This window comes from Microbacterium sp. bgisy207, assembly GCF_057706855.1.
In genome coordinates, this window is record NZ_JBYIPB010000014.1 from 13,026 (window position 1) to 35,847 (window position 22,822).

Below are 22,822 nucleotides of genomic sequence, written 5' to 3' on the forward strand. Positions count from 1 at the left end.
CGCCGGTCAGCGCTGGCGACGCTCCCGGACCCGCATGTTCAGCACGATGGGCGTGCCCTCGAACCCGAACAGCTCCCGCAGCCGCCGCTGAATGAACCGGCGGTAGCCCGGGTCGAGGAACCCGGTCGTGAACAGCACGAAGGTCGGCGGGCGCGTGGCCGCCTGCGTGCCGAACAGGATGCGGGGTTGCTTGCCGCCCCGGACCGGATGCGGGTGCTCGGCGACCAGCTCGGCGAGGAACGCATTGAACTTGCCGGTGGGGATCCGCTGATCCCACGAGGCGAGGGCGGTCTCGAGCGCCGGAACGAGCTTCTCGAGGTGCCGGCCCGTCCGCGCAGAGATGTTGACGCGGGGCGCCCACGACACGTGCGCGAGGTCCTGCTCGATCTCGCGCTCGAGGTACCGACGCCGATCCTGGTTCTCCAGCTCCGGCGTCGCCAGCAGATCCCACTTGTTGTACGCGAGCACCAGTGCGCGGCCCGACTCCAGCACGAGATCGATGATCCGCACGTCCTGCTCGCTGATCGGCTCGCCGACATCGAGCACGACGACGGCGACTTCCGCCTTCTCGAGCGCGGCCGACGTTCGAAGCGACGCATAGAAGTCAGCGCCCTGCTGCAGGTGCACCCGACGACGGATGCCGGCGGTGTCGACGAAGGTCCACAGGCTTCCCCCGATCTCGACAACCTCATCGACGGGGTCCCGCGTCGTGCCGGCCAGGTCGTTGACGACGACGCGCTCCTCTCCCGCCGCTTTGTTGAGCAGCGATGATTTGCCGACGTTCGGGCGGCCGAGGATCGCGACCCGACGCGGCCCGCCGATCTCGTGCTTGGCGACAGCCGAGACATCCGGGAGCACCTTCATGAGCTCGTCGAGCAGATCGGCAACGCCGCGCCCGTGGATGGCCGAGACCGGATGCGGCTCCCCGAGCCCCAGGTTCCACAGCGCGGCCGCCTCGGGCTCCTGCCGGGCGTCGTCGATCTTGTTGGCGACGAGGAACACGGGCTTGCCGCTGCGCCGCAGCAGCTTCACGACGTGCTCGTCGGTCGAGGTCGCCCCGACCATCGCGTCCACGACGAACAGCACGACATCCGACAGATCGATCGCGACCTCCGCCTGCGCCGCGACCGAGCGGTCGATCCCCTTCGCGTCGGGTTCCCACCCGCCCGTGTCGACCAGCGTGAAGCGCCGGTCCATCCACTCGGCCTTGTAGGTGACACGGTCGCGGGTCACGCCCGGCGTGTCCTCGACGACCGCTTCGCGCCGGCCGAGGATGCGGTTCACGAGCGCGGACTTCCCGACGTTCGGCCGCCCGACGATCGCGACCACGGGCAGTGCGGGCAGATATTCGATCCCGTCCTCGCCGGCAGCGAGTCCCGCCAGCACGGCAGCGTCGTCCTCGTCCAGGTCGTAGTCCTCGAGCGATGCGCGCAGGGCCGCCGCGCGCTGCTCGGCAAGCTCGTCGTCGAGATCCGCGAGCGTGTCCGCGAGGTTGTCGTCGCCTGCCGCCTCGTCGTCGAAATCGTCCCGGATGTCGTTCATCATCAGTCCTTCCCGTCGGTGCCGCTGGCGCGTTCGCGCCCGTCCGCGGCGTGCGCCAGCTCCCGGCGGGCAACGGCGAGCACCTCGGCCACCGTCTCATCGAAATCGAGCGCGGTCGAATCGACGACGACCACACCCGGCGCTGCGGTCAGGAAATCGACCACGGTGGAGTCGGAGGAGTCTCGTCGTCGCAGCGCCTCGGCGACCTCCGCCGCCGTCGATCCGGTGAGCTCCGCACTCCGGCGGGCCGCGCGAACCGCCGGCTCTGCAGTCAACAGAATCCGCGCGGGGGCATCGGGGGCAACGACCGTCGTGATGTCTCGCCCTTCCACGACCACTCCCGGGCGTCCGGATGCCGCGATCACACGTCGAAACGCCGCGGTGATCGCCCGGCGAACGGCGGGCACGCGAGCGACGCCGCTGACGGCATCCGTCACCCGCTGCTCACGGATGGCCGCGGTGACATCCGTCTCCCCCGATCGCACCCAATAGTCGTCGGGGTCGAGCGAGATGCGGAAATCGAAATCGCTCGCCGCCTCGAGCACCGCGGTGGCGTCGGAGGTGTCGACCTCGCGTGCCAGCGCGTGCCACGCCAGAGCGCGGTAGGCGGCTCCCGTGTCGAGGTAGCCGAAGCCGAGGGCCCGGGCGACCTGCTTCGAGACGCTGGACTTGCCGCTTCCTGCGGGCCCGTCCACCGCGACGATCACGACGTCGGACTCGGCCGGCTCTGCGACGAAGGGGGAGGAATCAGTCATTGGTGGTGCTCGCGATCTTCCATCCGCGCTCTTCGAGACCGGCGGTCGCATCGCGCAGCACGGAAGGCGCGACGGCTATCTCGGCAAGGCCGAAGGGGGCTCCGGGAGAATGCTCGAGCCGGAAGTCCTCGACGTTGACCTGGAGGGCGCCGAGATCGCCGAACAGGCGCCCGAGCTGCCCCGCGGTGTCATCGACCATCACCACGAGCGACGCGAACCGACGGTTCTGACCGTGCTTGCCCGGCAGCCGCTCCACACCCACGTTGCCGCGGCGGATCGTGTCGGCGATCTCCCGGCGCGCGCCGGGGAGCTCCGGGGAACGCAACGCCGCGGCGACGGTCGCGAGGTCCTGCGACAGCGCATCGAGGATATCGACGACGGGCGCGGAATTGGCGGCGAGGATCTGCACCCACAGTTCGGGCGCGGACGCAGCGATCCGCGTCGTGTCCCGCACTCCCTGGCCGGCGAGCCGCAGCGCGCCCTCAGGCGCATCGGTGAACCGTCCCGCCAGCAGGCTCGCGACCAACTGAGGTACGTGGGAGACGAGCGCGACCGAGCGGTCGTGATCCTCGGGACTCATCTCGATCGGCATCGCGCCGAGATCGAGCGCCAGCGCCTCGACGAGAGCGAGGTCGGATGCCGGGGTCTTTCCGTCGCGACACACCACCCACGGGCGACCGACGAACAGATCCGCGCGCGCCGCGATCGCGCCGCCGCGTTCACGACCGGCAAGCGGGTGCGAACCGATGTAGTGGGTGAGGTCCACACCCCGTTCGAGCAGTTCCCGAAGCGGTTCCAGCTTGACACTCGCAACGTCCGTCACGACAGCCTCGGGGTAGGTACGCAGTTCTCGCTCCACGACGTCGGCGACGACATCCGGTGGAACCGCGACGACGATCAGCGCCGGGACATCGTCCGGGCGCGCCGCCCGGCCCGCACCGTAGTCGATCGCCAAACGCAACTGCGACGGCGAAGAGTCCTCGAGCACGACATCCACACCCAGCGCTCGCAGGGCGTGACCGACGCTTGCGCCGAGAAGCCCCGCACCGACGACACGGACCGTGCCGGTCACGCGCGGCGTCAACGCATCGCCGCCGGGGAGGGCGAACGGATCGGTGGTGGTCACGGGGAGGTCTCCTGGGAATCGGCAGACGAAGAGTCGTCGACCTCGCGGCGCGCGAGAGTCAGCAATGCGCCGCGTTCCACTGTAGTCAACTCCCTCACTGCCCCGACGGGCAGGCTCCCCAGGTGCAGGGGCCCGAACTGGCGGCGCACCAGCTCCACGACCGGATGGCCGACCTCGGCCATCATGCGGCGCACGATGCGGTTGCGCCCCGAATGCAGCGTGAGCTCGACGAGCGAACCGCCCCCGGCATCGGATGTCGACAACAGCCGCGCCTTGTCTGCGGCGATCGGACCGTCCTCGAGCGTGATGCCCTTCGTCAGCCGGGAGATCGTCTGGGCAGTCACGCGCCCCTCGACCTTGGCGATGTATACCTTCGTGACACCGAACGAGGGGTGGGAGAGGACGTGAGCCAGGTCGCCGTCGTTCGTGAGGACGAGAAGCCCGCTCGTGTCGGCATCCAGTCGCCCGACGTTGAAAAGCCGCTCGGTCCATTCCCGTGTGTACTGCTGCAGATCCGGTCTGCCGCGCTCATCGCGCATTGAGCTGACGACACCGCGCGGCTTGTTGAGCATGACGTACCGCTTGCTCTCGTCGAGCTGGACCGCGACCCCGTCGACATCCACGAGGTCCGTCGTCGGATCGATACGAGATCCGAGCTCGGTCACGACCCGACCGTTCACGCGCACGCGGCCGGCCGCGATGAGCTGCTCCGACACGCGACGGGATGCGACCCCCGCGGCGGCAAGCACCTTCTGCAGGCGCACGCCTTCCTCACCGGGCCCGCCGACATCCGGGCCCGTCATCGGATCGACTCCCCCGCGAAACCGTCGGCTCCGTCGTCGAGCAGAGGCGAGATGTGGGGCAGCTCGTCGAGCGAGTTGATCCCGAGGTTCACCAGCAGCGCATCCGTCGTGCCGTAGTGGATGGCGCCCGTGTCGGGGTCGGTGAACACCTCGGTGATCAGCCCGCGCGCAAGAAGGGTGCGGACGACCGAGTCGACGTTGACGGCGCGGATCGCGGCGACCTGTCCGCGCGTGACCGGCTGCTTGTACGCAATCACCGCGAGGGTCTCGAGCGCCGCCTGCGACAGCCGCGAGGGCGCCTGGGTCCCCACGAACTCGCTCACGAGGTCATCGAACTCTTCGCGCACGTACAGCCGCCAGCCGCCGCCGACCTCGCGCAGTTCGAACCCGCGGCGCGGTCCGCCGCTCTCGCCGTCGTAGTCGGCCACGAGGGTCTCGATCGCTTGACGTACGGCGGGAACCGGCGCGCCCACGGCCGATGCGAGGCTCACGAGGCTGTGCGGCTCATCGAGGATCATCATGATCGCCTCGAGCCGCCGCGTGATATCGGCGACCGGCGGCGGAGAAGTGTCATCGGTCATAGTCGGCTCCCAGTGTCGCAAGATTCTCGTCGGACCACCGCTCGGCGGTCCATCGCAGCGTCAGCTCCCCCAACGGCTCCAGCTGCTCGAACGAGAGCGCCGCATGCCGGTACAGCTCGAGAACCGAAAGGAACCGGGCCACGACGATCCCGGGCTGATCCACGCCCGCGATCAGGTCTCGGAAGTTCAGCGAGCCCGCATCCCGCAGGAGAGTGACGACGACGGCCGCCTGTTCCCGGATGCTGACAAGCGGCGCATGCAGATGATCGAGCCCGACCTGCGGGATCTCCTTGGGCGCGAACGCGAGCATCGCGAGGGCCGCGAAATCCTCCGGGGAGAGGGTCCAGACCAGTTCGGGTACGGCTTCGCGATACTTCGCGTCCAGCCGCACCGTGCGTGCGTGGCGACGGTCCTCGCGGACGAGGCTTCGACCGAACCAGGCTGAGACCTCCTTGAACGCGCGGTACTGCAGGAGCCGCGCGAACAGCAGATCTCGCGCCTCCAAGAGAGCGACACTCTCAGCATCCACCAGCTCCCCCTGCGGAAGCAGACCCGCCACCTTCATGTCCAGGAGCGTGGCCGCCACGACCAGGAACTGCGACGATTCGTCGAGGTCGTGATCGGGTCCGAGGGCGCGCACGTGGGCGATGAACTCGTTCGTGACCGCGCTCAGGGCGACATCGGTGATGTCGAGTTCCCGCTTCGTGATGAGGGTCAGGAGCAGATCGAACGGGCCGTCGAACACGTCCAGCGAGACCCGGAACCCGTCGCCGGTCTCCGTCATCCCGGCCGCCGCGGGTCCGGGCGCGTCGGCTACGTCAGGCGCGTCGGGTGCGACGTCGGGGTCAGGCGACAGCGCCACGGGCGACGAGCTCTCGCGCGAGCCGCAGGTAGGCCTGCGCCGCGGCGTGTTCGGGAGCGAACGTCGTGATCGGCATGCCCGAGACTGATGCATCCGGGAACTTCACGGTGCGACCGATCACGGTCTCGAGGACATCGTCGCCGAAGGCCTCCACGACGCGTTCGAGCACTTCCCGCGAGTGCAGTGTGCGGGGGTCATACATCGTGGCCAGCAGCCCGTCGAGACGGATGTCGGGGTTCAGACGATCCCGCACCTTGTCGATCGTCTCGATCAGCAGCGCGACACCCCGCAGCGCGAAGTATTCGCACTCCAGCGGGACGATGACCCCGTGACTCGCGGTCAGGGCGTTGACCGTGAGCAGACCGAGCGAGGGCTGGCAGTCGATGAGGATGACGTCATACTCCCCCGCGACCTTCCGGAGCACGCGCGAAAGGATCGTCTCGCGGGCCACCTCATTGACGAGGTGCACCTCCGCCGCGGAGAGGTCGATGTTTGCGGGGATGACATCGAGACCGTCCACCGACGTGCTCACGATCGCGTCGTGCGGGTCACGTTTGGGATCCAGCAGCAAGTCGTAGACGGTCGTGATGTCATGCGTCGGGATGCCGAGCCCCGCCGAGAGCGCGCCCTGCGGGTCGAAGTCGACGGCCAGCACGGTGCGCCCGTACTCCGCGAGCGAGGCGGCGAGGTTGATCGTCGTCGTGGTCTTGCCGACGCCGCCCTTCTGGTTGCATAGCGCAATGATGCGAGCGGGCCCGTGGGTCTGGAGAGGTGGCGGAGTGTCGAAGCCCCGGTAGGGACGGCCGGTCGGTCCGAGGATGTCGGAATCGGCGGACGCTGCCGCCCCGGATGCTGCTCCGTTGCGCTTTGTCCCCGGCTTGCTGCCCGCCACCGACTCTCCTGCCTTCGCCATGTCGTGCCCCGATTCTAGTCACCGAGCGTTCACCGGCCGCGAGGCGTGCCGCGCGGCGCGCGGCCTACACTCGGGGCATGCCCCCGGCCCCACATGTCATCGTCGGAGCGGGCCCCATCGGTTCCGCGCTCGCACGCCTGCTGGCTGACGAGGCCGAGCAGGTCATCGTCGTCACCCGATCGGGCAGCGCGCGATCCCTCGAGGGCGTCACCGCGGTCGCCGCCGATGCCTCCGACGCGGATGCCCTGACGCGAATCGCCGCCGGCGCCGCCGCGATCTACAACTGCGCCAACCCCGGAGACTACACCGAATGGGAGCGACGCTGGCCGCCGCTGGCGTCCGCACTTCTGGCGGCTGCCGAGGCGACCGGCGCGGTGCTCGTGACGATGTCGAACCTCTACGGGTACGGACCCGTCACAGCACCGATGACAGCGAGGACGCCGCTGCATCCGTCCGACCACAAGGGTGCTCTGCGCGCCGCGATGTGGGAGGACGCACGACGAGCCCACGAGGACGGTCGCGTCCGCGCGACGGAGGCTCGGGCATCGGACTACATCGGCCCGACACTCCCGGTCGCGAGCGGGCTGCTCGCCAGATACGCACATTCCACGCTGGCTGCCAAGACCGCATCCGTGTTCGCGGACCCCGATGTGCCGCACGCCTGGACGGCCATCGATGATGTCGCTCGGACGCTCGCGACGCTGGGGCGCGACGAACGCGCGTGGGGGCGCCCGTGGCTTGTCCCGACGAATCCCGCTATGAGCGTGCGTCAGGCGCTCACCGACCTCAGCCGCGCCGCGGGCGCTCCCGATCCACGACTGCGAGTCGTGCCCCGGTGGCTGCTGCGGGTCGGCGGCGTGTTCGTCCCTGTCCTTCGCGAGGTCAACGGGGTGCTCTATCAGTTCGATGCCCCGTTCGAGGTGGACGCGACCGAGACCGAGGCGACGTTCGGCATCCACCCGACCGACTGGGACGTGCTCGTCTCCGAGACGGCGCGCGCGTGGAGCAAGCGACTGCCTGCCTGAGGCGCGCAATCACCGCGCGCGCGGGTGCGAGGTCGCGTAGACATCCCGCAGGGCGTCGACGCTCACGTGGGTGTAGATCTGAGTCGTCGCGACGGATGCGTGACCGAGGAGTTCCTGCACGACCCGCACGTCCGCGCCGCCCTGCAGCAGGTGCGTCGCGAACGAGTGGCGCAGCGTATGCGGTGACACGTGCGCGTCCAGCTGCGCGCGTTCGGCGGCGGCCTGGATGATCAGCCAGGCGCTCTGCCGCGACAGCGGTGCACCGCGCGCCCCGAGGAACAGCCGCGGGCTCGACCTGCCGCGCCGCGCGAGCTCGGGCCGCGCGCGCGTCAGGTAGGCATCCACCGCCGCGCGTGCGTAAGACCCGATGGGCACGATGCGCTCTTTGGACCCCTTTCCGCGTACTCGAAGGATGTCTCCGTCGGTGACATCGTCGACATCCACTCCCACCGCCTCCGAGACCCGCGCTCCCGTCGCGTAGAGCAGCTCGAGCAGGGCCCGGTCTCGCAGCGCGATGAGATCTCCCGGTGATGCCTCTGCCGGCTCCGGACCTGCGGCGGCCAGCAGCGTTTCGACCTGCGTGATCGTGAGGGCCTTGGGCAAGCGACGGGGCGTCTTCGGCGGCGTCATGTGGGTCGTGGGGTCGAGGGCGTCGATCCCCTCGACCACGAGGAACCGGTGCAGTCCTCGCACCGACGACTGGAGGCGGGCAAGGCTCGTTGCCGCGGGAGGCGGGTCCGATGCCGCGCGCTCGGCGATGAAGTCACGGACGAGGGCGGGTGTGACCTGTGCGGAGTCGTCGATGTCCCGCTCCCCCAACCACTGGCGGTACGGCGAGAGGTCGCGGCGGTAGGCCGCTATGGTGTGGGCAGACAGCCCCCGCTCGATCGTGACGTGACGCAGGTAGGCGTCGATCGCCCGATCGAGCTGCATCTTCAGCCCCGGGCTTCGCGACGCAGCACTTCTGCGGCCGCGAGGACCCCCACCGAGAGGATGCCGTTGCGCAGGCTTCCATCGAGAATTCCGGTGACGACCTGATCCAACGGCACCCACTCGAGCCGGATGTCGGCTTCCTCGTCTTCTCGCGCGTGGACCTCGGGTGCCGCGCTCAATCCGCGGGCGAGGAACAGATGCACGATCTCGTCGTTTCCTCCGGGCGTCGTGAAGATGCTCACGAGGGGCTGCCACGACGTGGCGACCAGGTCGGCCTCCTCCGCGAGTTCTCGCTGCGCGGTCATCATCGGCGCTTCGCCGGAGACGTCGAGGAGTCCGGCAGGTATCTCCCAGTCGCGGTGCCGGATCGGATGCCGATACTGCTGGATCAGCAGCACGCGCTGGGCGTCATCGATCGCGACGACAGCCGCCGCGCCCGGGTGGTCGACGTACTCGCGGACGAACTCGGCATCGCCGTAGCGCACGGTGTCGCTGCGGACATCCCACACCCGTCCGGTGTGCACGAGCGACGACGAGACGACGTGCGCCTCGAAGGGTTCGTCCCGAGGAGCGGCAGCCACGGTCTCACTCATCCGATTCGACATCGAACAGCTCGCTCGCCCGGTGCCGGTCGAGGGCTGCCCCGACGAGTCCGCGAAACAGCGGATGCGGCGCCGTCGGCCGCGAGCGCAGCTCGGGGTGCGCCTGGGTTGCGATGTAGTACGGGTGCACGTCCCGCGGCAACTCGACGTACTCGACGAGGTTGCGGTCGGGTGACAGGCCCGAGAACCGCAGTCCCGCAGTAGCGAGGCGGTCCCGGTACGCGTTGTTGACCTCGTACCGGTGCCGATGCCGCTCCGAGACCTGCGTGGTCCCGTACACCTCCGCGGCGATCGACCCCTCATCCAGCCGCGCCGGGTAGAGCCCGAGACGCATCGTTCCGCCGAGATCGCCGTGGTCGATGATCTCGACCTGTTCGGCCATCGTGGCGATGACGGGGAACTCCGTCTCGGGGTCGAACTCACTCGACGACGCCCCCGGAAGGTCCGCCACGTTCCGCGCGTACTCGATCACCATGCACTGCAGACCCAGGCACAGGCCCAGCGTGGGGATGCCCTGCTCGCGAGCGAAGCGCAGCGCGCCCAGCTTTCCCTCGATGCCGCGGATGCCGAAACCGCCCGGGACGACGATGCCGTCGACGGATGCCAGCGCCTTCGCGGCGCCCTCCGGGGTCTCGCACAGGTCGGAGGGGATCCACGTGATGCGCACCTGAGTCTCGTGCGCGAACCCGCCGGCCTTGAGAGCCTCGGTGACCGAGAGGTAGGCATCGGGCAGGTCGATGTACTTGCCCACCAGCCCAATGGTGACTTCGTGCTTGGGGTTGTGCACCGCCTGCAGCACGCGGTTCCAGCGTGTCCAGTCCACCCGGCCGGCCTTGCTGATGTCGAGCGCGTCCACGATGTAGTCATCGAGGCCCTGTTCGTGGAGCATCGTCGGGATGTCGTAGATGCTCGGCACATCGACGGCGTTGACCACGGCAGCCTCGTCGACGTCGCACATGAGGGCGATCTTGCGTTTGTTCGCCTCGGTGACGGGACGGTCGCTGCGCAGCACGAGAGCGTCGGGCTGGATGCCGATGGAACGCAACGTCGCCACGGAATGCTGGGTCGGTTTCGTCTTCTGCTCCCCCGAGGCGCCCATGAACGGCACGAGCGAGACGTGAACGAAGAAGACGTTCTTCCGTCCCAGCTCGTGACGGATCTGACGCGCCGACTCGATGAAGGGCTGCGATTCGATGTCGCCGACCGTGCCGCCGATCTCCGTGATGATGACATCCGGTTGCGGATCCTCGGTCGCCTGCAGACGCATCCGCCGCTTGATCTCGTCGGTGATGTGCGGAATGACCTGCACGGTGTCGCCGAGGTACTCGCCGCGGCGCTCCCGCGCGATGACCTGCGAATAGATCTGACCGGTCGTCACGTTCGCAGCCTGACTGAGGTCGATGTCGAGGAAACGCTCGTAATGGCCGATGTCGAGGTCGGTCTCGGCTCCGTCGTCGGTGACGAAGACCTCGCCGTGCTGGAACGGGTTCATCGTTCCCGGGTCGACGTTCAGGTACGGGTCGAGCTTCTGCATCACGACCCGCAGCCCCCGCGCGGTGAGGAGGTTTCCCAGGCTCGCTGCGGTCAGTCCCTTCCCGAGGGACGAGACGACACCTCCGGTGACGAAGATGTGCTTCGTGGTCGAGGGGCCCGAGGTGGCCTCTGCGACGGTGGGGGATCCGGGCGCCGGGGCGTCATCCGAAGGGGAACCGTGCGAGTCACTCGGGGTCTGCATCACGGGCTTCGATCCTATCAGTCGGCAGCCGCGCCCAGGCTGAGCAACTCGCGGGCATGGGTGAGGGCTGCCTCGGAGTCTGGCATTCCCGACAGCAGTCGCGCCATCTCGGCTTCGCGGTCGGCGCCGGTGAGTTGATGCACTCCGGATGCGGTGACCGCGCCGTCGCTGGCCTTGATGACGCTGAGATGGTTGTTCGCGAACGCCGCGACCTGCGCGAGGTGGGTCACCGCGATCACCTGCGACGTCTGCGCCAGGCGTGCCAGGCGCCGGCCCACCTCGATCGCTGCGGCGCCGCCGATACCGGCATCCACCTCGTCGAAGACGAAGGTCGGCACGGCGTCGACGCCGGCGATCACGACCTCGATCGCGAGCATGACGCGACTGAGCTCCCCGCCCGACGCGCTGCGGGAGACCGGTCGCGGCGAGGCACCCGGGTGGGGCGCAAGCAGGATCGCGACGTCGTCGCGGCCCGACCGGCTCGGGGGCGCGGGAGAGACCTCGACCTCGACCTCGGCATCCGGCATCGCCAGCGCGTGAAGCTCGGCGGTGACCAGCCCCGACAGTCGAGACGCTGCAGCGGTGCGCGCTGCCGTGAGGGCAGCGGCGGCGTCGTCGAGAGCGGATGCCGCGGCCTCCCGCTCCCGGGTGAGCCGTTCGATCCGGTCGCCGTCGTCGTCGAGCTCGGCAAGACGCGCCGACCCGCTGTCCAGGAGTGCGATCGCCCCCTCGAGCGAGCCATGCGCGCGTACGAGCTCCGCGAGCGTCGCGCGTCGCTCCTCGACGGCAGCGAGCTCGTGCGGACCCGACTCGTCCAGATCGGCGAGGTACCCGGCAAGCGAGGCAGAGACGTCGACGAGCCGGTATCCGATGTCGGCGATCTGCTCGGCCAGACGCTCCAGCGCCGGGTCACTGCCCGCGGCACGTTCCAGTGCGCGACGGGCCTCCCCCACCAGAGTCGTCGCGTCAGCTGCAGCGTCGTCGTCGGCGCTGAGGGCAGCGTGTGCCAGCGCGGCAGCCTCCCGAAGCGCCTCGGCGTTGGCCAGACGCTCCGCTCGCTGCGTCAGCTCGGCATCCTCGCCCGCACGTGGAGCTGTCGCCTCGATCACCGCGATCGCGGCGCGGAGCTCTTCGGCTTCCGCAGCCCGAGAGTCACGATCGGCGACAAGAGCCGTGAGCTCCTGATCAAGACGCTCCCAGTCCGCGAACCGCTCGCGATACGCCTCGAGGGCCCGGGAGATCTCCGCTCCTCCGAATCGGTCGAGCGCGTCACGCTGGGCCGCCGCCGAGCGCAGCCGCAACTGGTCCGACTGGCCGTGGACCACAACGAGTTCATCGGCCAAGTCCGCGAGCACGGCGGCGGGAGCAGACCGGCCGCCGACCGCGGCCCGGCTACGGCCTTCGCTCGAAATCGTTCGCCCGATGATCAGCTCCGCGCGCGTGTCGTCGATGGGTTCGACGTCCGCTCCTGCCTCGCGCACCCGGGCTGCCGCGGTTCCATCCGGGGGCACGATCCAGACGCCCTCCACGGATGCCTGCGCGGCACCCGCACGGATGGCGCCGGTGTCGGAGCGCTGACCGAGAAGGAGCCCGAGTCCCGTCACGACCATGGTCTTGCCCGCGCCGGTCTCACCCGTGATCGCGGTGAATCCCGGCCCGATCGGCAGGGTCGCCTCAGCGATCACGCCGAGGTCTCGCAGCGTCATCTGCTCGATCACGGGTTCTCCGAGGGGGTCGACGGACCGCGCCAGCCTTCGACCGGCAGGCGGAACTTCTTGACCAGCCGGTCGGTGAACGACGCCGGATGCAGGCGCGCCAGACGTACCGGGCGCTCGGAGCGGCGCACGACCACCCGCGCGCCCGCGGGAAGATCGTGCGAGCGTCGGCCGTCGCACCACAGGATGCCCGTCCCGTTGTTGCGCTCGAGCAACTCGATCGCCACCGTGTGCTCGGGAGCGATCACCAGCGGCTTGGCGAAGAGGGCGTGAGCCGACAGCGGCACCACCGCGATCGCCTGGACGCTGGGCCAGATGACAGGGCCGCCCGCGGAGAAGTTGTATGCGGTCGAGCCGGTGGGGGTCGACACGACGACCCCGTCGCACCCGAACGAGGACAACGGCCGGCCATCGATCTCGATCACGACCTCGAGCATCCGTTCCCGGCTGGCCTTCTCGACGGTGGCCTCGTTCAACGCCCACGTCTCATAGATGACCCGCTCGTCCCGGTCCTTGATGCGCACGTGCAGGGCGAGACGTTCCTCGACGGTGTAGTCACGGTCGATGACCCGTCGCACGGCCTCGTCCATGTCGTCGCGCTCGATCTCGGCGAGAAAACCCACGTGGCCCATGTTGATGCCCAGCACCGGCGCGCTCCCCTCACGGACGAGCTCGGCCGCGCGCAGGATCGTGCCATCGCCACCGAGGACGATCGCGAGTTCGATGTCGGCGACAGCGACATCGGCCCCGAGCGTCGCCAACGGCCCGGGGACCGAAGACCCGAGCTCTGCGCGATCCTCGGAGGAGATCACGGGTGTCGCGCCGGCATCGCGCAGGGCGCCGATCACGCGGGCGGCGGCATGGACGGTCTCGGGTCGGCGGGCGTGCACGACCACGAGGATGTTCCGGCCCTCGTCGGTCATCGCGCTCCCGTCAGCTGATTCACCGTGCTGATCCATTCTGTCGGATTGCTCCCTCGTGACGCGGTCAGATGCGCGAGGTACTCGAGATTGCCGTGGGTGCCGATGAGCGGGGAGGAGATGACGCCGGCGGCTCCGAGCCCCGCATCCCAGGCAGCCCAGAGGATACCCATGACCGCATCGGCGCGGCGCGCGGCATCCGTCACGATGCCTTCTCGCACACCGGTGCGCCCCACTTCGAACTGCGGCTTGATGAGCAGGACGATGTCGGCATCCGGCGACGCGACCCGGCAGATCGCGGGGATCACGTGCGCGAGCGAGATGAAGGAGAGGTCCCCCACCACGAGCTGCGGTTGGTCCGCGATGCCCGATGCCTCGCGCAGGGTGTGGGGATCCATGTACCGGACGTTGAATCCCTCGACCGAGACCACGGCGGGATCGGCGGCGATCGCCGGCGCGAGCTGCCCGTGCCCGACGTCGACGGCAACGACCGGGGTCGCGCCGCGCTCGCGCAGGACCTGCGTGAATCCGCCGGTCGACGCGCCCAGGTCGAGCGCGGCCCGTCCGGCGACGTCCACGCCGAAAGCATCCAGCGCAGCGACGAGCTTGTGCGCGCCCCGGCTCACATAGTGGTCGTCGGCTGCGACCTCGATCACGGATGCCGAATCCACGGTCGTCGACGGCTTCACGATCCCGCGACCGTCGACGGTGACGCTCCCTGCGGTGATCAGCCGTGCGGCGTGGGTGCGCGAGCGAGCCAGCCCGCGAGCAGCAAGCTCCGCATCCAATCGGGGTGTCATCGGAGCGCGATCAGGGGCGAGGTGACTCGGGGCTCTGCTCGAGCCGGCGGGCCAGGTCCTCGTGAATCGCCTCGTAGGCGGCGGCACGATCGGCCAGCGGCTGCGACTCGACGATCTCCAGTCGCGACAGCAGGTCCTCATCGGGTCTGAGGTCGCCGTCGGGCGCGAGGTCCTCGTTGCGCGGCGGCGACGAGGCGCCCGCGTCCGGGTCGGCGGCGCGGGGCGCGGAGCCAGCCGGCGCGGCATCCGTGTCAGGAAGGTCTTCGCTGAGCATGACACCCACCCTACGGGCGGCCAGCCATGACAGGCGGGCGCGTGGACGGCGCGCGCGATCAGGGTCGGTGGAACGGATCGGCGTAGAGCCGCTCCGGCACGCGGAAACCGAAGATCGCGCGCCCCGTGCCCCAGATCGCCGCAGCCCCCGCACGCAAGAGATCGATCGGGCGCTCCCCCTCCGCAAGGATCGTCACGTCCGGACCGTCGATGCGCACGCGCGCGCCCCGCACCTCGGTGACGGCGTCGCGGGTGACCGCTTCCGGATAGGGCTCCGCGAGCTCGCGAAGATCACCGAGGATGTACGTCGGCTGAGACCCGGCGGGCGCCGCCAGCACATGCTTGGGCCGGTCGATGCCCGTCAGCACGAGCGCGGACGCGATGCCCGCACGGCAGGCACCGAGGATATCGGTATCGAGGCGATCGCCGATGAACAGGGGATGCTGAGCCCCGAACCGCGCCACCGCCTCCTCGAAGATCGGCGTCTCGGGCTTGCCCGCGACGGTTGCCAGGCGACCGACCGCGGTGTGCACGGCGGACACGAGCGTGCCGTTCCCGGGAGCGATGCCGCGAGCCTGCGGGATCGTCCAGTCCGTGTTGGTCGCGATCCACGGGATGCCACCCTCGTCCTCGGGGACCTTGAGGGCGAAGGCCGCCTCGGCAAGCTGCGCCCACCCGACGTCGGGCGCGAATCCCTGCACGACGGCGGCTGGCGCGTCATCCGCACTGCGGGTCACGACGAACCCTGCCTTCTCCAGTTCGACGACCAGCCCCTCACCGCCCACCACGAGGATCGTGGCGCCCGGCTCGACGCGCTCCCGAAGCAGGCGCGTCGCGGCCTGCGGACTGGTCACGATATCGTCGGGCGCTGCGGGGATGCCGAGCTCCCGAAGGTGCGCGGCGACCGAGGCATCCGTGCGTGACGCATTGTTCGTGATGAACCCCAGACGACGATCGCCCAGTGCGGTCAGGCTCTCGACGGCCCACGGAAGGGCCCCGGCCCCGGCATAGACGACGCCGTCAAGGTCGGCAAGCACGACGTCGACGTCATCGAGCGGCGTCGCCGCCCGCGCACGGCGGGAGAACAGCACCATCAGCGCGCGCCGTCGGCGGTGTCCGGCCGGGCGGAATCCGCGGCAGGCTCGCCCCCGGAATCGGCAGCACCGCCGGCGTCCGGCGCCGCGGCATCCTCTCGCGCAGCATGCTCCGGGGCGATGTCCTGCGGCGCGGCATCCTCCGGCGCGGCATCCTCCGGCGCGGCATCCTCCGGCGCGACGTCTTCGGGCGCGACGTCGTCCGGCGCGACGTCCTCGGGCGCGATGTCTTCAGACACAGCATCCTCGGGCGCGATGTCCTCGACGAAGATCTCCTCGCTCTCCGCAACGCCCGCGGCGGCATCGAGGGCCTCCGCGGCAACGACGGCGCGGCGACGCCACTGAGCCGCCTCCTCGTCGCGTCCGAGCTCCTCGAGTACCGTCGCTCGTGCGGCGAAGAGCGCCGGCGACCACTCGAAGGCGCGGTCGGGATCCAGCTCGGGAATGTCCAGCTCGCTCAGCGCGCGTTCCGGCTCCCCAAGATCCAATCGCGCACCCGACATCGCGATCGCCAGCTCGGCCCGAACGGCGGGCGGCAGCGCCGAGCGATCGACGGCGCGGCCGGCTTCGAGCGCGCGATCGGGACGCCCGACGCCCCGCTCACTGTCAACGAGGAGCGCGATCTGATCGTCCTTGCCCGAAATCCGGCGGTACGTGCGCAGCTCACGGAGTGCGAGCGCGAAATCCTCGTTCGCATACGCCGTGATCGCTGCGGTCTCGCGCACCACAGCGATACGACCCGCGCGCTTCACGGCGGCTTGCGCATGCTCGTGAGCAAGGGACGGATCGGTGTCGATCAGCTGAGCCGCCATCGCCAGATGGCGTGCGACGGCATCGGCGTTCTCCTTGCTCAGCGTCTTCAGCTCATTCCGCGCTGCCGGCGGCAGGTCACGAGCGGTGACGTCCTCCGGAATCTCCGGGGCTCGCTCACGAGGCGCCTCGTCGCGAACCGGTCGGTCAGCACGACCACCCGCTGAGGGACGGCCGCCGCCGGGCCTGCGCTGGGGCCGGTCGCCACCGTCACGCCGCTGCGGACGAGCACCACCGTCACGCCGCTGCGGACGATCACCACCGTCACGCCGCTGCGGACGATCACCACCGTCACGCCGGTGCGGACGATCACCACGGTCCGGGCGCCCGCGGTCTTCGCCGCGCCGTGAGGCCGAGGCACCGTCGCGGCTGCCCGCCGCGCGATGGGGTCTGCCGCCGGATCCGGCGCGCGGCGCACCATCGCCGCGGGGCGTGCGCTCAGCTCGGCCCTGACGACCCTGACCAGAACGGTCTGTTCGGTCGGCTCGACCCGAACCGTCTCGCCGCGGGGACCGATCGCCGCCAGGACGGCGCGCCGGGTCATCCGCGCTCGTGGGGCTGTCGTCCACCATGTCTGCCAGATCCTTCCACGTCGTGTGCACTACAGGCTGCACAAGTGCGTTAACGCGAAATGGCCACCCAACGTTGGGTGGCCATTTCTCGAAAGAAGTCCGGCGGTGTCCTACTCTCCCACAGGGTCCCCCCTGCAGTACCATCGGCGCTGAGAGGCTTAGCTTCCGGGTTCGGAATGTAACCGGGCGTTTCCCTCTCGCTATGGCCGCCGAAACACTATTGATGTTTCAGTCTGCACAACAAAGTCATTGTCATGCGGTTCTCGACCGTACATCGAGAACCACTCAGTGGACGCGAACACCTCAAAGGGTGTGTTATCAAGTCATCGGCTTATTAGTACCGGTCAGCTCCACGTGTTGCCACGCTTCCACATCCGGCCTATCAACCCAGTAGTCTGCTGGGAGCCTCTCGCCCGTAGGCATGGAAGTCTCATCTTGAGGCCGGCTTCCCGCTTAGATGCTTTCAGCGGTTATCCATCCCGAACGTAGCTAATCAGCGGTGCTCCTGGCGGAACAACTGACACACCAGAGGTTCGTCCAACCCGGTCCTCTCGTACTAGGGTCAGATCCTCTCAAACTTCCTACGCGCGCAGCGGATAGGGACCGAACTGTCTCACGACGTTCTAAACCCAGCTCGCGTACCGCTTTAATGGGCGAACAGCCCAACCCTTGGGACCTACTCCAGCCCCAGGATGCGACGAGCCGACATCGAGGTGCCAAACCATGCCGTCGATATGGACTCTTGGGCAAGATCAGCCTGTTATCCCCGAGGTACCTTTTATCCGTTGAGCGACAGCGCTTCCACAAGCCACTGCCGGATCACTAGTCCCGACTTTCGTCCCTGCTCGACCTGTCAGTCTCACAGTCAAGCTCCCTTGTGCACTTACACTCGCCACCTGATTGCCAACCAGGTTGAGGGAACCTTTGGGCGCCTCCGTTACTTTTTGGGAGGCAACCGCCCCAGTTAAACTACCCACCAGGCACTGTCCCTGAACCGGATTACGGTTCTAAGTTAGACATCCAGAGTGACCAGAGTGGTATTTCAACAATGACTCCACAAGAACTGGCGTCCCTGCTTCAAAGTCTCCCACCTATCCTACACAAGCCACACCGAACACCAATACCAAGCTGTAGTAAAGGTCACGGGGTCTTTCCGTCCTGCTGCGCGTAACGAGCATCTTTACTCGTAGTGCAATTTCGCCGAGTTCGCGGTTGAGACAGTTGGGAAGTCGTTACGCCATTCGTGCAGGTCGGAACTTACCCGACAAGGAATTTCGCTACCTTAGGATGGTTATAGTTACCACCGCCGTTTACTGGGGCTTAAATTCTGAGCTTCGCTTGCGCTAACCCGTCCTCTTAACCTTCCAGCACCGGGCAGGCGTCAGTCCGTATACATCGTCTTGCGACTTGGCACGGACCTGTGTTTTTAGTAAACAGTCGCTACCCACTAGTCTCTGCGGCCTCCAAACGCTTTCGGAGCAAGTCCTAATACGTCGAAGGCCCCCCTTCTCCCGAAGTTACGGGGGCATTTTGCCGAGTTCCTTAACCACGATTCTCTCGATCTCCTTGGTATTCTCTACCTGACCACCTGAGTCGGTTTGGGGTACGGGCGGCTAGAACCTCGCGTCGATGCTTTTCTCGGCAGCATAGGATCACCCACTTTTTATCCGCATCGTGTCTCGGCCGAACGAGTGACGGATTTGCCTATCACTCAGCCTACGCACTTGCACCAGGACAACCATCGCCTGGCTTGGGCTACCTTCCTGCGTCACACCTGTTAATACGCTAACCGCACCAGCATGGGGTCGTGCGCTAGGCCCAATGCCTCACCCCGAAGGGATCGTACAAAGGGATTCGGGCACTTAGCACCACTGGATTGATTGGGGCGGTTCTTCGCCGGTACGGGAATATCAACCCGTTGTCCATCGACTACGCCTGTCGGCCTCGCCTTAGGTCCCGACTTACCCAGGGAAGATTAGCTTGACCCTGGAACCCTTGGTCTTTCGGAGGACATGTTTCTCACATGTCTTTCGCTACTCATGCCTGCATTCTCACTCGTGTAGCCTCCACGGCTGGTTCACACCGCCGCTTCGCTGGCCACACGACGCTCTCCTACCCATCAACACGGCTGGACCACGAAGGCCTACCAATAATGTCAATGCCACAACTTCGGTGGCGTGCTTGAGCCCCGTTACATTGTCGGCGCGGAATCACTTGACCAGTGAGCTATTACGCACTCTTTCAAGGGTGGCTGCTTCTAAGCCAACCTCCTGGTTGTCTGAGCAACTCCACATCCTTTCCCACTTAGCACGCGCTTAGGGACCTTAGTTGGTGGTCTGGGTTGTTTCCCTCTCGACTATGAAGCTTATCCCCCACAGTCTCACTGCTGCGCTCTCACTTACCGGCATTCGGAGTTTGGCTGACGTCAGTAACCTTGTAGGGCCCATCGGCCATCCAGTAGCTCTACCTCCGGCAAGAAACACGCAACGCTGCACCTAAATGCATTTCGGAGAGAACCAGCTATCACGAAGTTTGATTGGCCTTTCACCCCTATCCACAGCTCATCCCCTCAGTTTTCAACCTAAGTGGGTTCGGCCCTCCACGACGTCTTACCGTCGCTTCAGCCTGGCCATGGATAGATCACTTCGCTTCGGGTCTAGGACATGCGACTGAATCGCCCTATTCAGACTCGCTTTCGCTACGGCTACCCCACACGGGTTAACCTCGCCACATATCGCTAACTCGCAGGCTCATTCTTCAAAAGGCACGCTGTCACAGCTGCTAGGGCTGCTCCAACGGTTTGTAAGCAAACGGTTTCAGGTACTATTTCACTCCCCTCCCGGGGTACTTTTCACCTTTCCCTCACGGTACTTGTCCGCTATCGGTCATCTGGGAGTATTTAGGCTTATCAGGTGGTCCTGACAGATTCACACGGGATTTCTCGGGCCCCGTGCTACTTGGGATACTCTTCGCGCCAAGGGAGGCATTTCGACTACGGGGTTGGCACCCTCTATGACTGGCCTTTCAATGCCATTCGTCTATACCTTCTTGTAACGCCTGCTGCTCGGCAGAACAGCATGAAAAGTCCCACAACCCCGAATACGCAACTCCTGCCGGATATCACACGTACTCGGTTTAGCCTGTTCCGGTTTCGCTCGCCACTACTAACGGAATCGCGGTTGCTTTCTCTTCCTGTGGGTACTGAGATGTTTCACTTCCCCACGTTCCCTCTACCCGCCCTATATATTCAGGCGGGAGTCACTGGGTCGGCACGCCGCCCAGCGGGGTTTCCCCATTCGGAGATCCTCGGATCAAAGTGTGCTTATCCACTCCCCGAGGCTTATCGCAGATTGCTACGTCCTTCTTCGGCTCCAGATGCCAAGGCATCCACCGTTTGCTCTTAAAGACTTGAAATCACATGAGTTCGTCAAGAATCGGGATCCGAGCCGAAGCTCGGATCTGAAATTGACTAATGATCTATATAGATCATCTTTGTGAAACGATCCCGAAGGATCGTCTCTAAGATGCTCGCGTCCACTGTGTAGTTCTCAAAGTACGGGCGGTACCCTCTCCGCGTGTCGCACTGCGACCGCCAGAAAAGGCCCTGAGGTTCAGCTGCCGCTTTCGCGGCATCCGGTCCCTCAGGACCCAACAGCGTGCATGTGCCGGTCGTTCACGATCCGCGGTTCCCGTCCCGAAGGACGTACTGAGCGGGGCGATCTGCGATCGACACCTCGTCAAATGTTCCACCCATGAGCTAACCGGCGAGAACGTGTGTCTCGATCCGGCGCCTGGACACCCGAGGGTGCCAGATGCTCCTTAGAAAGGAGGTGATCCAGCCGCACCTTCCGGTACGGCTACCTTGTTACGACTTAGTCCTAATTACCGATCCCACCTTCGACGGCTCCCTCCACAAGGGTTGGGCCACCGGCTTCAGGTGTTACCGACTTTCATGACTTGACGGGCGGTGTGTACAAGACCCGGGAACGTATTCACCGCAGCGTTGCTGATCTGCGATTACTAGCGACTCCGACTTCATGAGGTCGAGTTGCAGACCTCAATCCGAACTGGGACCGGCTTTTTGGGATTCGCTCCACCTCGCGGTATTGCAGCCCTTTGTACCGGCCATTGTAGCATGCGTGAAGCCCAAGACATAAGGGGCATGATGATTTGACGTCATCCCCACCTTCCTCCGAGTTGACCCCGGCAGTATCCCATGAGTTCCCACCATTACGTGCTGGCAACATAGAACGAGGGTTGCGCTCGTTGCGGGACTTAACCCAACATCTCACGACACGAGCTGACGACAACCATGCACCACCTGTTTACGAGTGTCCAAAGAGTTCTACATTTCTGCAGCGTTCTCGTATATGTCAAGCCTTGGTAAGGTTCTTCGCGTTGCATCGAATTAATCCGCATGCTCCGCCGCTTGTGCGGGTCCCCGTCAATTCCTTTGAGTTTTAGCCTTGCGGCCGTACTCCCCAGGCGGGGAACTTAATGCGTTAGCTGCGTCACGGAATCCGTGGAATGGACCCCACAACTAGTTCCCAACGTTTACGGGGTGGACTACCAGGGTATCTAAGCCTGTTTGCTCCCCACCCTTTCGCTCCTCAGCGTCAGTTACGGCCCAGAGATCTGCCTTCGCCATCGGTGTTCCTCCTGATATCTGCGCATTCCACCGCTACACCAGGAATTCCAATCTCCCCTACCGCACTCTAGTCTGCCCGTACCCACTGCAGGCCCGAGGTTGAGCCTCGGGTTTTCACAGCAGACGCGACAGACCGCCTACGAGCTCTTTACGCCCAATAATTCCGGATAACGCTTGCGCCCTACGTATTACCGCGGCTGCTGGCACGTAGTTAGCCGGCGCTTTTTCTGCAGGTACCGTCACTTTCGCTTCTTTCCTGCTAAAAGAGGTTTACAACCCGAAGGCCGTCGTCCCTCACGCGGCGTTGCTGCATCAGGCTTTCGCCCATTGTGCAATATTCCCCACTGCTGCCTCCCGTAGGAGTCTGGGCCGTGTCTCAGTCCCAGTGTGGCCGGTCACCCTCTCAGGCCGGCTACCCGTCGACGCCTTGGTGAGCCGTTACCTCACCAACAAGCTGATAGGCCGCGAGCTCATCCCTGACCGAAATTCTTTCCAGCTGCTGAAGATGCCTTCGCAGCTCGTATCCGGTATTAGACGCCGTTTCCAGCGCTTATCCCAGAGTCAGGGGCAGATTGCTCACGTGTTACTCACCCGTTCGCCACTGATCCACAGAGCAAGCTCTGCTTCACCGTTCGACTTGCATGTGTTAAGCACGCCGCCAGCGTTCATCCTGAGCCAGGATCAAACTCTCCGTGAAAGAATGTTGCTGCGATCAGCCGGAAATTGACTGAAGCAGCGAGTTTGATCTGACCAAAGGGATGTCATTGCTGACTATCCGTTGCCGGCACCGAAGTGCCGGACTTTGATCCAAAGGAATCTCATTCAGCCGAAGCTGAATCGAGGTTTTTTGGCATTTGACAAGTGCACGCTGTTGAGTTCTCAAGGATCGGATGCTCCTGCTTTCGGCCTCTCGGCCTCCCCGCAGGGCAACTTCTCTATCTTATCCGTTTCTTCGTCGCTGTCAAATCGGCGTCCGACGAGTCTGAGACTCGCTCGAGCGGTCGACAAGACCACCGCGAAGAGCGGACCCCCATCGTAGACCCGAAGGTCCCCGACTCTCAAGGAGTCTGTGTGGTGGGGGGTGGTTCTCCGCTTGAGGAGGGGAGGCTCTCA

18 protein-coding genes and 3 rRNA genes are annotated in these 22,822 nt (G+C 66.2%); 1 reads left to right on the forward strand and 20 read right to left on the reverse strand.

Going from position 1 to position 22,822, the window contains the following annotated elements:
• Positions 1–6: 6 nt before the first annotated feature.
• From der to AC3ENO_RS12775, 7 genes are read right to left on the reverse strand one after another with little or no spacing between them, the layout of a single operon-like run.
• The gene (gene der / locus AC3ENO_RS12745; RefSeq protein WP_434970977.1) at positions 7–1,545 is read right to left on the reverse strand and encodes a ribosome biogenesis GTPase Der; all 1,539 of its coding nucleotides are present in this window, start codon (positions 1,543–1,545) and stop codon (positions 7–9) included.
• Positions 1,545–2,297, reverse strand: a complete 753-nt coding sequence (cmk, locus tag AC3ENO_RS12750; RefSeq protein ID WP_434970978.1) for a (d)CMP kinase — start codon at positions 2,295–2,297, stop codon at positions 1,545–1,547. The genes der and cmk overlap by 1 nt, the downstream gene beginning before the upstream one ends.
• Entirely contained in the window at positions 2,290–3,423 is a 1,134-nt protein-coding gene (locus tag AC3ENO_RS12755) for a prephenate dehydrogenase (RefSeq protein ID WP_434970979.1), read from the reverse strand. The genes cmk and AC3ENO_RS12755 overlap by 8 nt, the downstream gene beginning before the upstream one ends.
• Positions 3,420–4,226 carry a pseudouridine synthase gene (locus AC3ENO_RS12760; RefSeq protein WP_434970980.1) on the reverse strand — a complete coding sequence of 269 codons (807 nt, stop codon included), beginning with the start codon at positions 4,224–4,226 and terminating at the stop codon, positions 3,420–3,422. The genes AC3ENO_RS12755 and AC3ENO_RS12760 overlap by 4 nt, the downstream gene beginning before the upstream one ends.
• Positions 4,223–4,807 carry an SMC-Scp complex subunit ScpB gene (gene scpB / locus AC3ENO_RS12765; RefSeq protein ID WP_434970981.1) on the reverse strand — a complete coding sequence of 195 codons (585 nt, stop codon included), beginning with the start codon at positions 4,805–4,807 and terminating at the stop codon, positions 4,223–4,225. Before scpB ends, AC3ENO_RS12760 begins: the two co-directional genes overlap by 4 nt.
• Entirely contained in the window at positions 4,797–5,663 is an 867-nt protein-coding gene (locus AC3ENO_RS12770) for a segregation and condensation protein A (protein ID WP_434971029.1), read from the reverse strand. Before AC3ENO_RS12770 ends, scpB begins: the two co-directional genes overlap by 11 nt.
• The gene (locus tag AC3ENO_RS12775) at positions 5,653–6,582 is read right to left on the reverse strand and encodes a ParA family protein (protein WP_434970982.1); all 930 of its coding nucleotides are present in this window, start codon (positions 6,580–6,582) and stop codon (positions 5,653–5,655) included. The genes AC3ENO_RS12770 and AC3ENO_RS12775 overlap by 11 nt, the downstream gene beginning before the upstream one ends.
• A 77-nt stretch (positions 6,583–6,659) precedes the next feature.
• On the opposite strand from AC3ENO_RS12775, the gene AC3ENO_RS12780 reads away from it, so the two are divergent.
• The gene (locus AC3ENO_RS12780; RefSeq protein WP_434970983.1) at positions 6,660–7,607 is read left to right on the forward strand and encodes an NAD-dependent epimerase/dehydratase family protein; all 948 of its coding nucleotides are present in this window, start codon (positions 6,660–6,662) and stop codon (positions 7,605–7,607) included.
• A 9-nt stretch (positions 7,608–7,616) separates the two neighbouring features.
• On the opposite strand, the gene xerD is transcribed toward AC3ENO_RS12780, so the two are convergent.
• From xerD to AC3ENO_RS12845, 13 genes are all read right to left on the reverse strand, one after another.
• Positions 7,617–8,540 (reverse strand): site-specific tyrosine recombinase XerD, encoded by a 924-nt coding sequence (xerD, locus tag AC3ENO_RS12785; protein ID WP_434970984.1) that lies wholly within the window; start codon positions 8,538–8,540, stop codon positions 7,617–7,619.
• A 2-nt stretch (positions 8,541–8,542) separates the two neighbouring features.
• Entirely contained in the window at positions 8,543–9,121 is a 579-nt protein-coding gene (locus AC3ENO_RS12790; protein ID WP_434970985.1) for an NUDIX domain-containing protein, read from the reverse strand.
• 4 nt (positions 9,122–9,125) lie between these two features.
• Entirely contained in the window at positions 9,126–10,877 is a 1,752-nt protein-coding gene (gene pyrG, locus AC3ENO_RS12795; RefSeq protein WP_434971030.1) for a CTP synthase, read from the reverse strand.
• A 17-nt stretch (positions 10,878–10,894) separates the two neighbouring features.
• A complete protein-coding gene (recN, locus tag AC3ENO_RS12800; protein ID WP_434970986.1) occupies positions 10,895–12,595 on the reverse strand; it encodes a DNA repair protein RecN in 1,701 nt (566 codons plus the stop codon).
• The gene (locus AC3ENO_RS12805; RefSeq protein WP_434970987.1) at positions 12,592–13,515 is read right to left on the reverse strand and encodes an NAD kinase; all 924 of its coding nucleotides are present in this window, start codon (positions 13,513–13,515) and stop codon (positions 12,592–12,594) included. The genes recN and AC3ENO_RS12805 overlap by 4 nt, the downstream gene beginning before the upstream one ends.
• Positions 13,512–14,312 carry a TlyA family RNA methyltransferase gene (locus tag AC3ENO_RS12810; protein WP_434970988.1) on the reverse strand — a complete coding sequence of 267 codons (801 nt, stop codon included), beginning with the start codon at positions 14,310–14,312 and terminating at the stop codon, positions 13,512–13,514. Before AC3ENO_RS12810 ends, AC3ENO_RS12805 begins: the two co-directional genes overlap by 4 nt.
• Positions 14,313–14,322: 10 nt before the next feature.
• The gene (locus AC3ENO_RS12815; RefSeq protein ID WP_434970989.1) at positions 14,323–14,586 is read right to left on the reverse strand and encodes a hypothetical protein; all 264 of its coding nucleotides are present in this window, start codon (positions 14,584–14,586) and stop codon (positions 14,323–14,325) included.
• Positions 14,587–14,644: 58 nt separating this feature from the next.
• Positions 14,645–15,679, reverse strand: a complete 1,035-nt coding sequence (locus AC3ENO_RS12820; protein WP_434970990.1) for an HAD-IIA family hydrolase — start codon at positions 15,677–15,679, stop codon at positions 14,645–14,647.
• Positions 15,679–16,491, reverse strand: coding sequence for a hypothetical protein (locus tag AC3ENO_RS12825; RefSeq protein WP_434970991.1), 813 nt, complete (start codon positions 16,489–16,491; stop codon positions 15,679–15,681). The genes AC3ENO_RS12820 and AC3ENO_RS12825 overlap by 1 nt, the downstream gene beginning before the upstream one ends.
• Before the next feature lie 47 nt (positions 16,492–16,538).
• Positions 16,539–17,033 carry a hypothetical protein gene (locus tag AC3ENO_RS12830; RefSeq protein ID WP_434970992.1) on the reverse strand — a complete coding sequence of 165 codons (495 nt, stop codon included), beginning with the start codon at positions 17,031–17,033 and terminating at the stop codon, positions 16,539–16,541.
• Between the two features lie 125 nt (positions 17,034–17,158).
• A 5S ribosomal RNA gene (rrf, locus tag AC3ENO_RS12835) occupies positions 17,159–17,275 on the reverse strand.
• A 100-nt stretch (positions 17,276–17,375) separates the two neighbouring features.
• Positions 17,376–20,475, reverse strand: a 23S ribosomal RNA gene (locus AC3ENO_RS12840).
• Positions 20,476–20,884: 409 nt separating this feature from the next.
• A 16S ribosomal RNA gene (locus AC3ENO_RS12845) occupies positions 20,885–22,406 on the reverse strand.
• The 16S, 23S and 5S rRNA genes sit together here, the layout of an rRNA operon.
• Positions 22,407–22,822: the final 416 nt, after the last annotated feature.

Coding starts and splice junctions, on each gene's coding strand:
- der (WP_434970977.1), bottom strand. CDS start 1,545: ATGATGAACGACATCCGGGACGATTTCGACGACGAGGCGGCAGGCGAC.
- AC3ENO_RS12805 (WP_434970987.1), bottom strand. CDS start 13,515: ATGACCGACGAGGGCCGGAACATCCTCGTGGTCGTGCACGCCCGCCGA.
- AC3ENO_RS12820 (WP_434970990.1), bottom strand. CDS start 15,679: ATGGTGCTGTTCTCCCGCCGTGCGCGGGCGGCGACGCCGCTCGATGAC.
- AC3ENO_RS12775 (WP_434970982.1), bottom strand. CDS start 6,582: ATGGCGAAGGCAGGAGAGTCGGTGGCGGGCAGCAAGCCGGGGACAAAG.
- AC3ENO_RS12760 (WP_434970980.1), bottom strand. CDS start 4,226: ATGACGGGCCCGGATGTCGGCGGGCCCGGTGAGGAAGGCGTGCGCCTG.
- cmk (WP_434970978.1), bottom strand. CDS start 2,297: ATGACTGATTCCTCCCCCTTCGTCGCAGAGCCGGCCGAGTCCGACGTC.
- AC3ENO_RS12810 (WP_434970988.1), bottom strand. CDS start 14,312: ATGACACCCCGATTGGATGCGGAGCTTGCTGCTCGCGGGCTGGCTCGC.
- xerD (WP_434970984.1), bottom strand. CDS start 8,540: ATGCAGCTCGATCGGGCGATCGACGCCTACCTGCGTCACGTCACGATC.
- AC3ENO_RS12780 (WP_434970983.1), top strand. CDS start 6,660: ATGCCCCCGGCCCCACATGTCATCGTCGGAGCGGGCCCCATCGGTTCC.
- AC3ENO_RS12815 (WP_434970989.1), bottom strand. CDS start 14,586: ATGCTCAGCGAAGACCTTCCTGACACGGATGCCGCGCCGGCTGGCTCC.
- scpB (WP_434970981.1), bottom strand. CDS start 4,807: ATGACCGATGACACTTCTCCGCCGCCGGTCGCCGATATCACGCGGCGG.
- pyrG (WP_434971030.1), bottom strand. CDS start 10,877: ATGCAGACCCCGAGTGACTCGCACGGTTCCCCTTCGGATGACGCCCCG.
- AC3ENO_RS12825 (WP_434970991.1), bottom strand. CDS start 16,491: ATGGCGGCTCAGCTGATCGACACCGATCCGTCCCTTGCTCACGAGCAT.
- AC3ENO_RS12830 (WP_434970992.1), bottom strand. CDS start 17,033: ATGACCCGGCGCGCCGTCCTGGCGGCGATCGGTCCCCGCGGCGAGACG.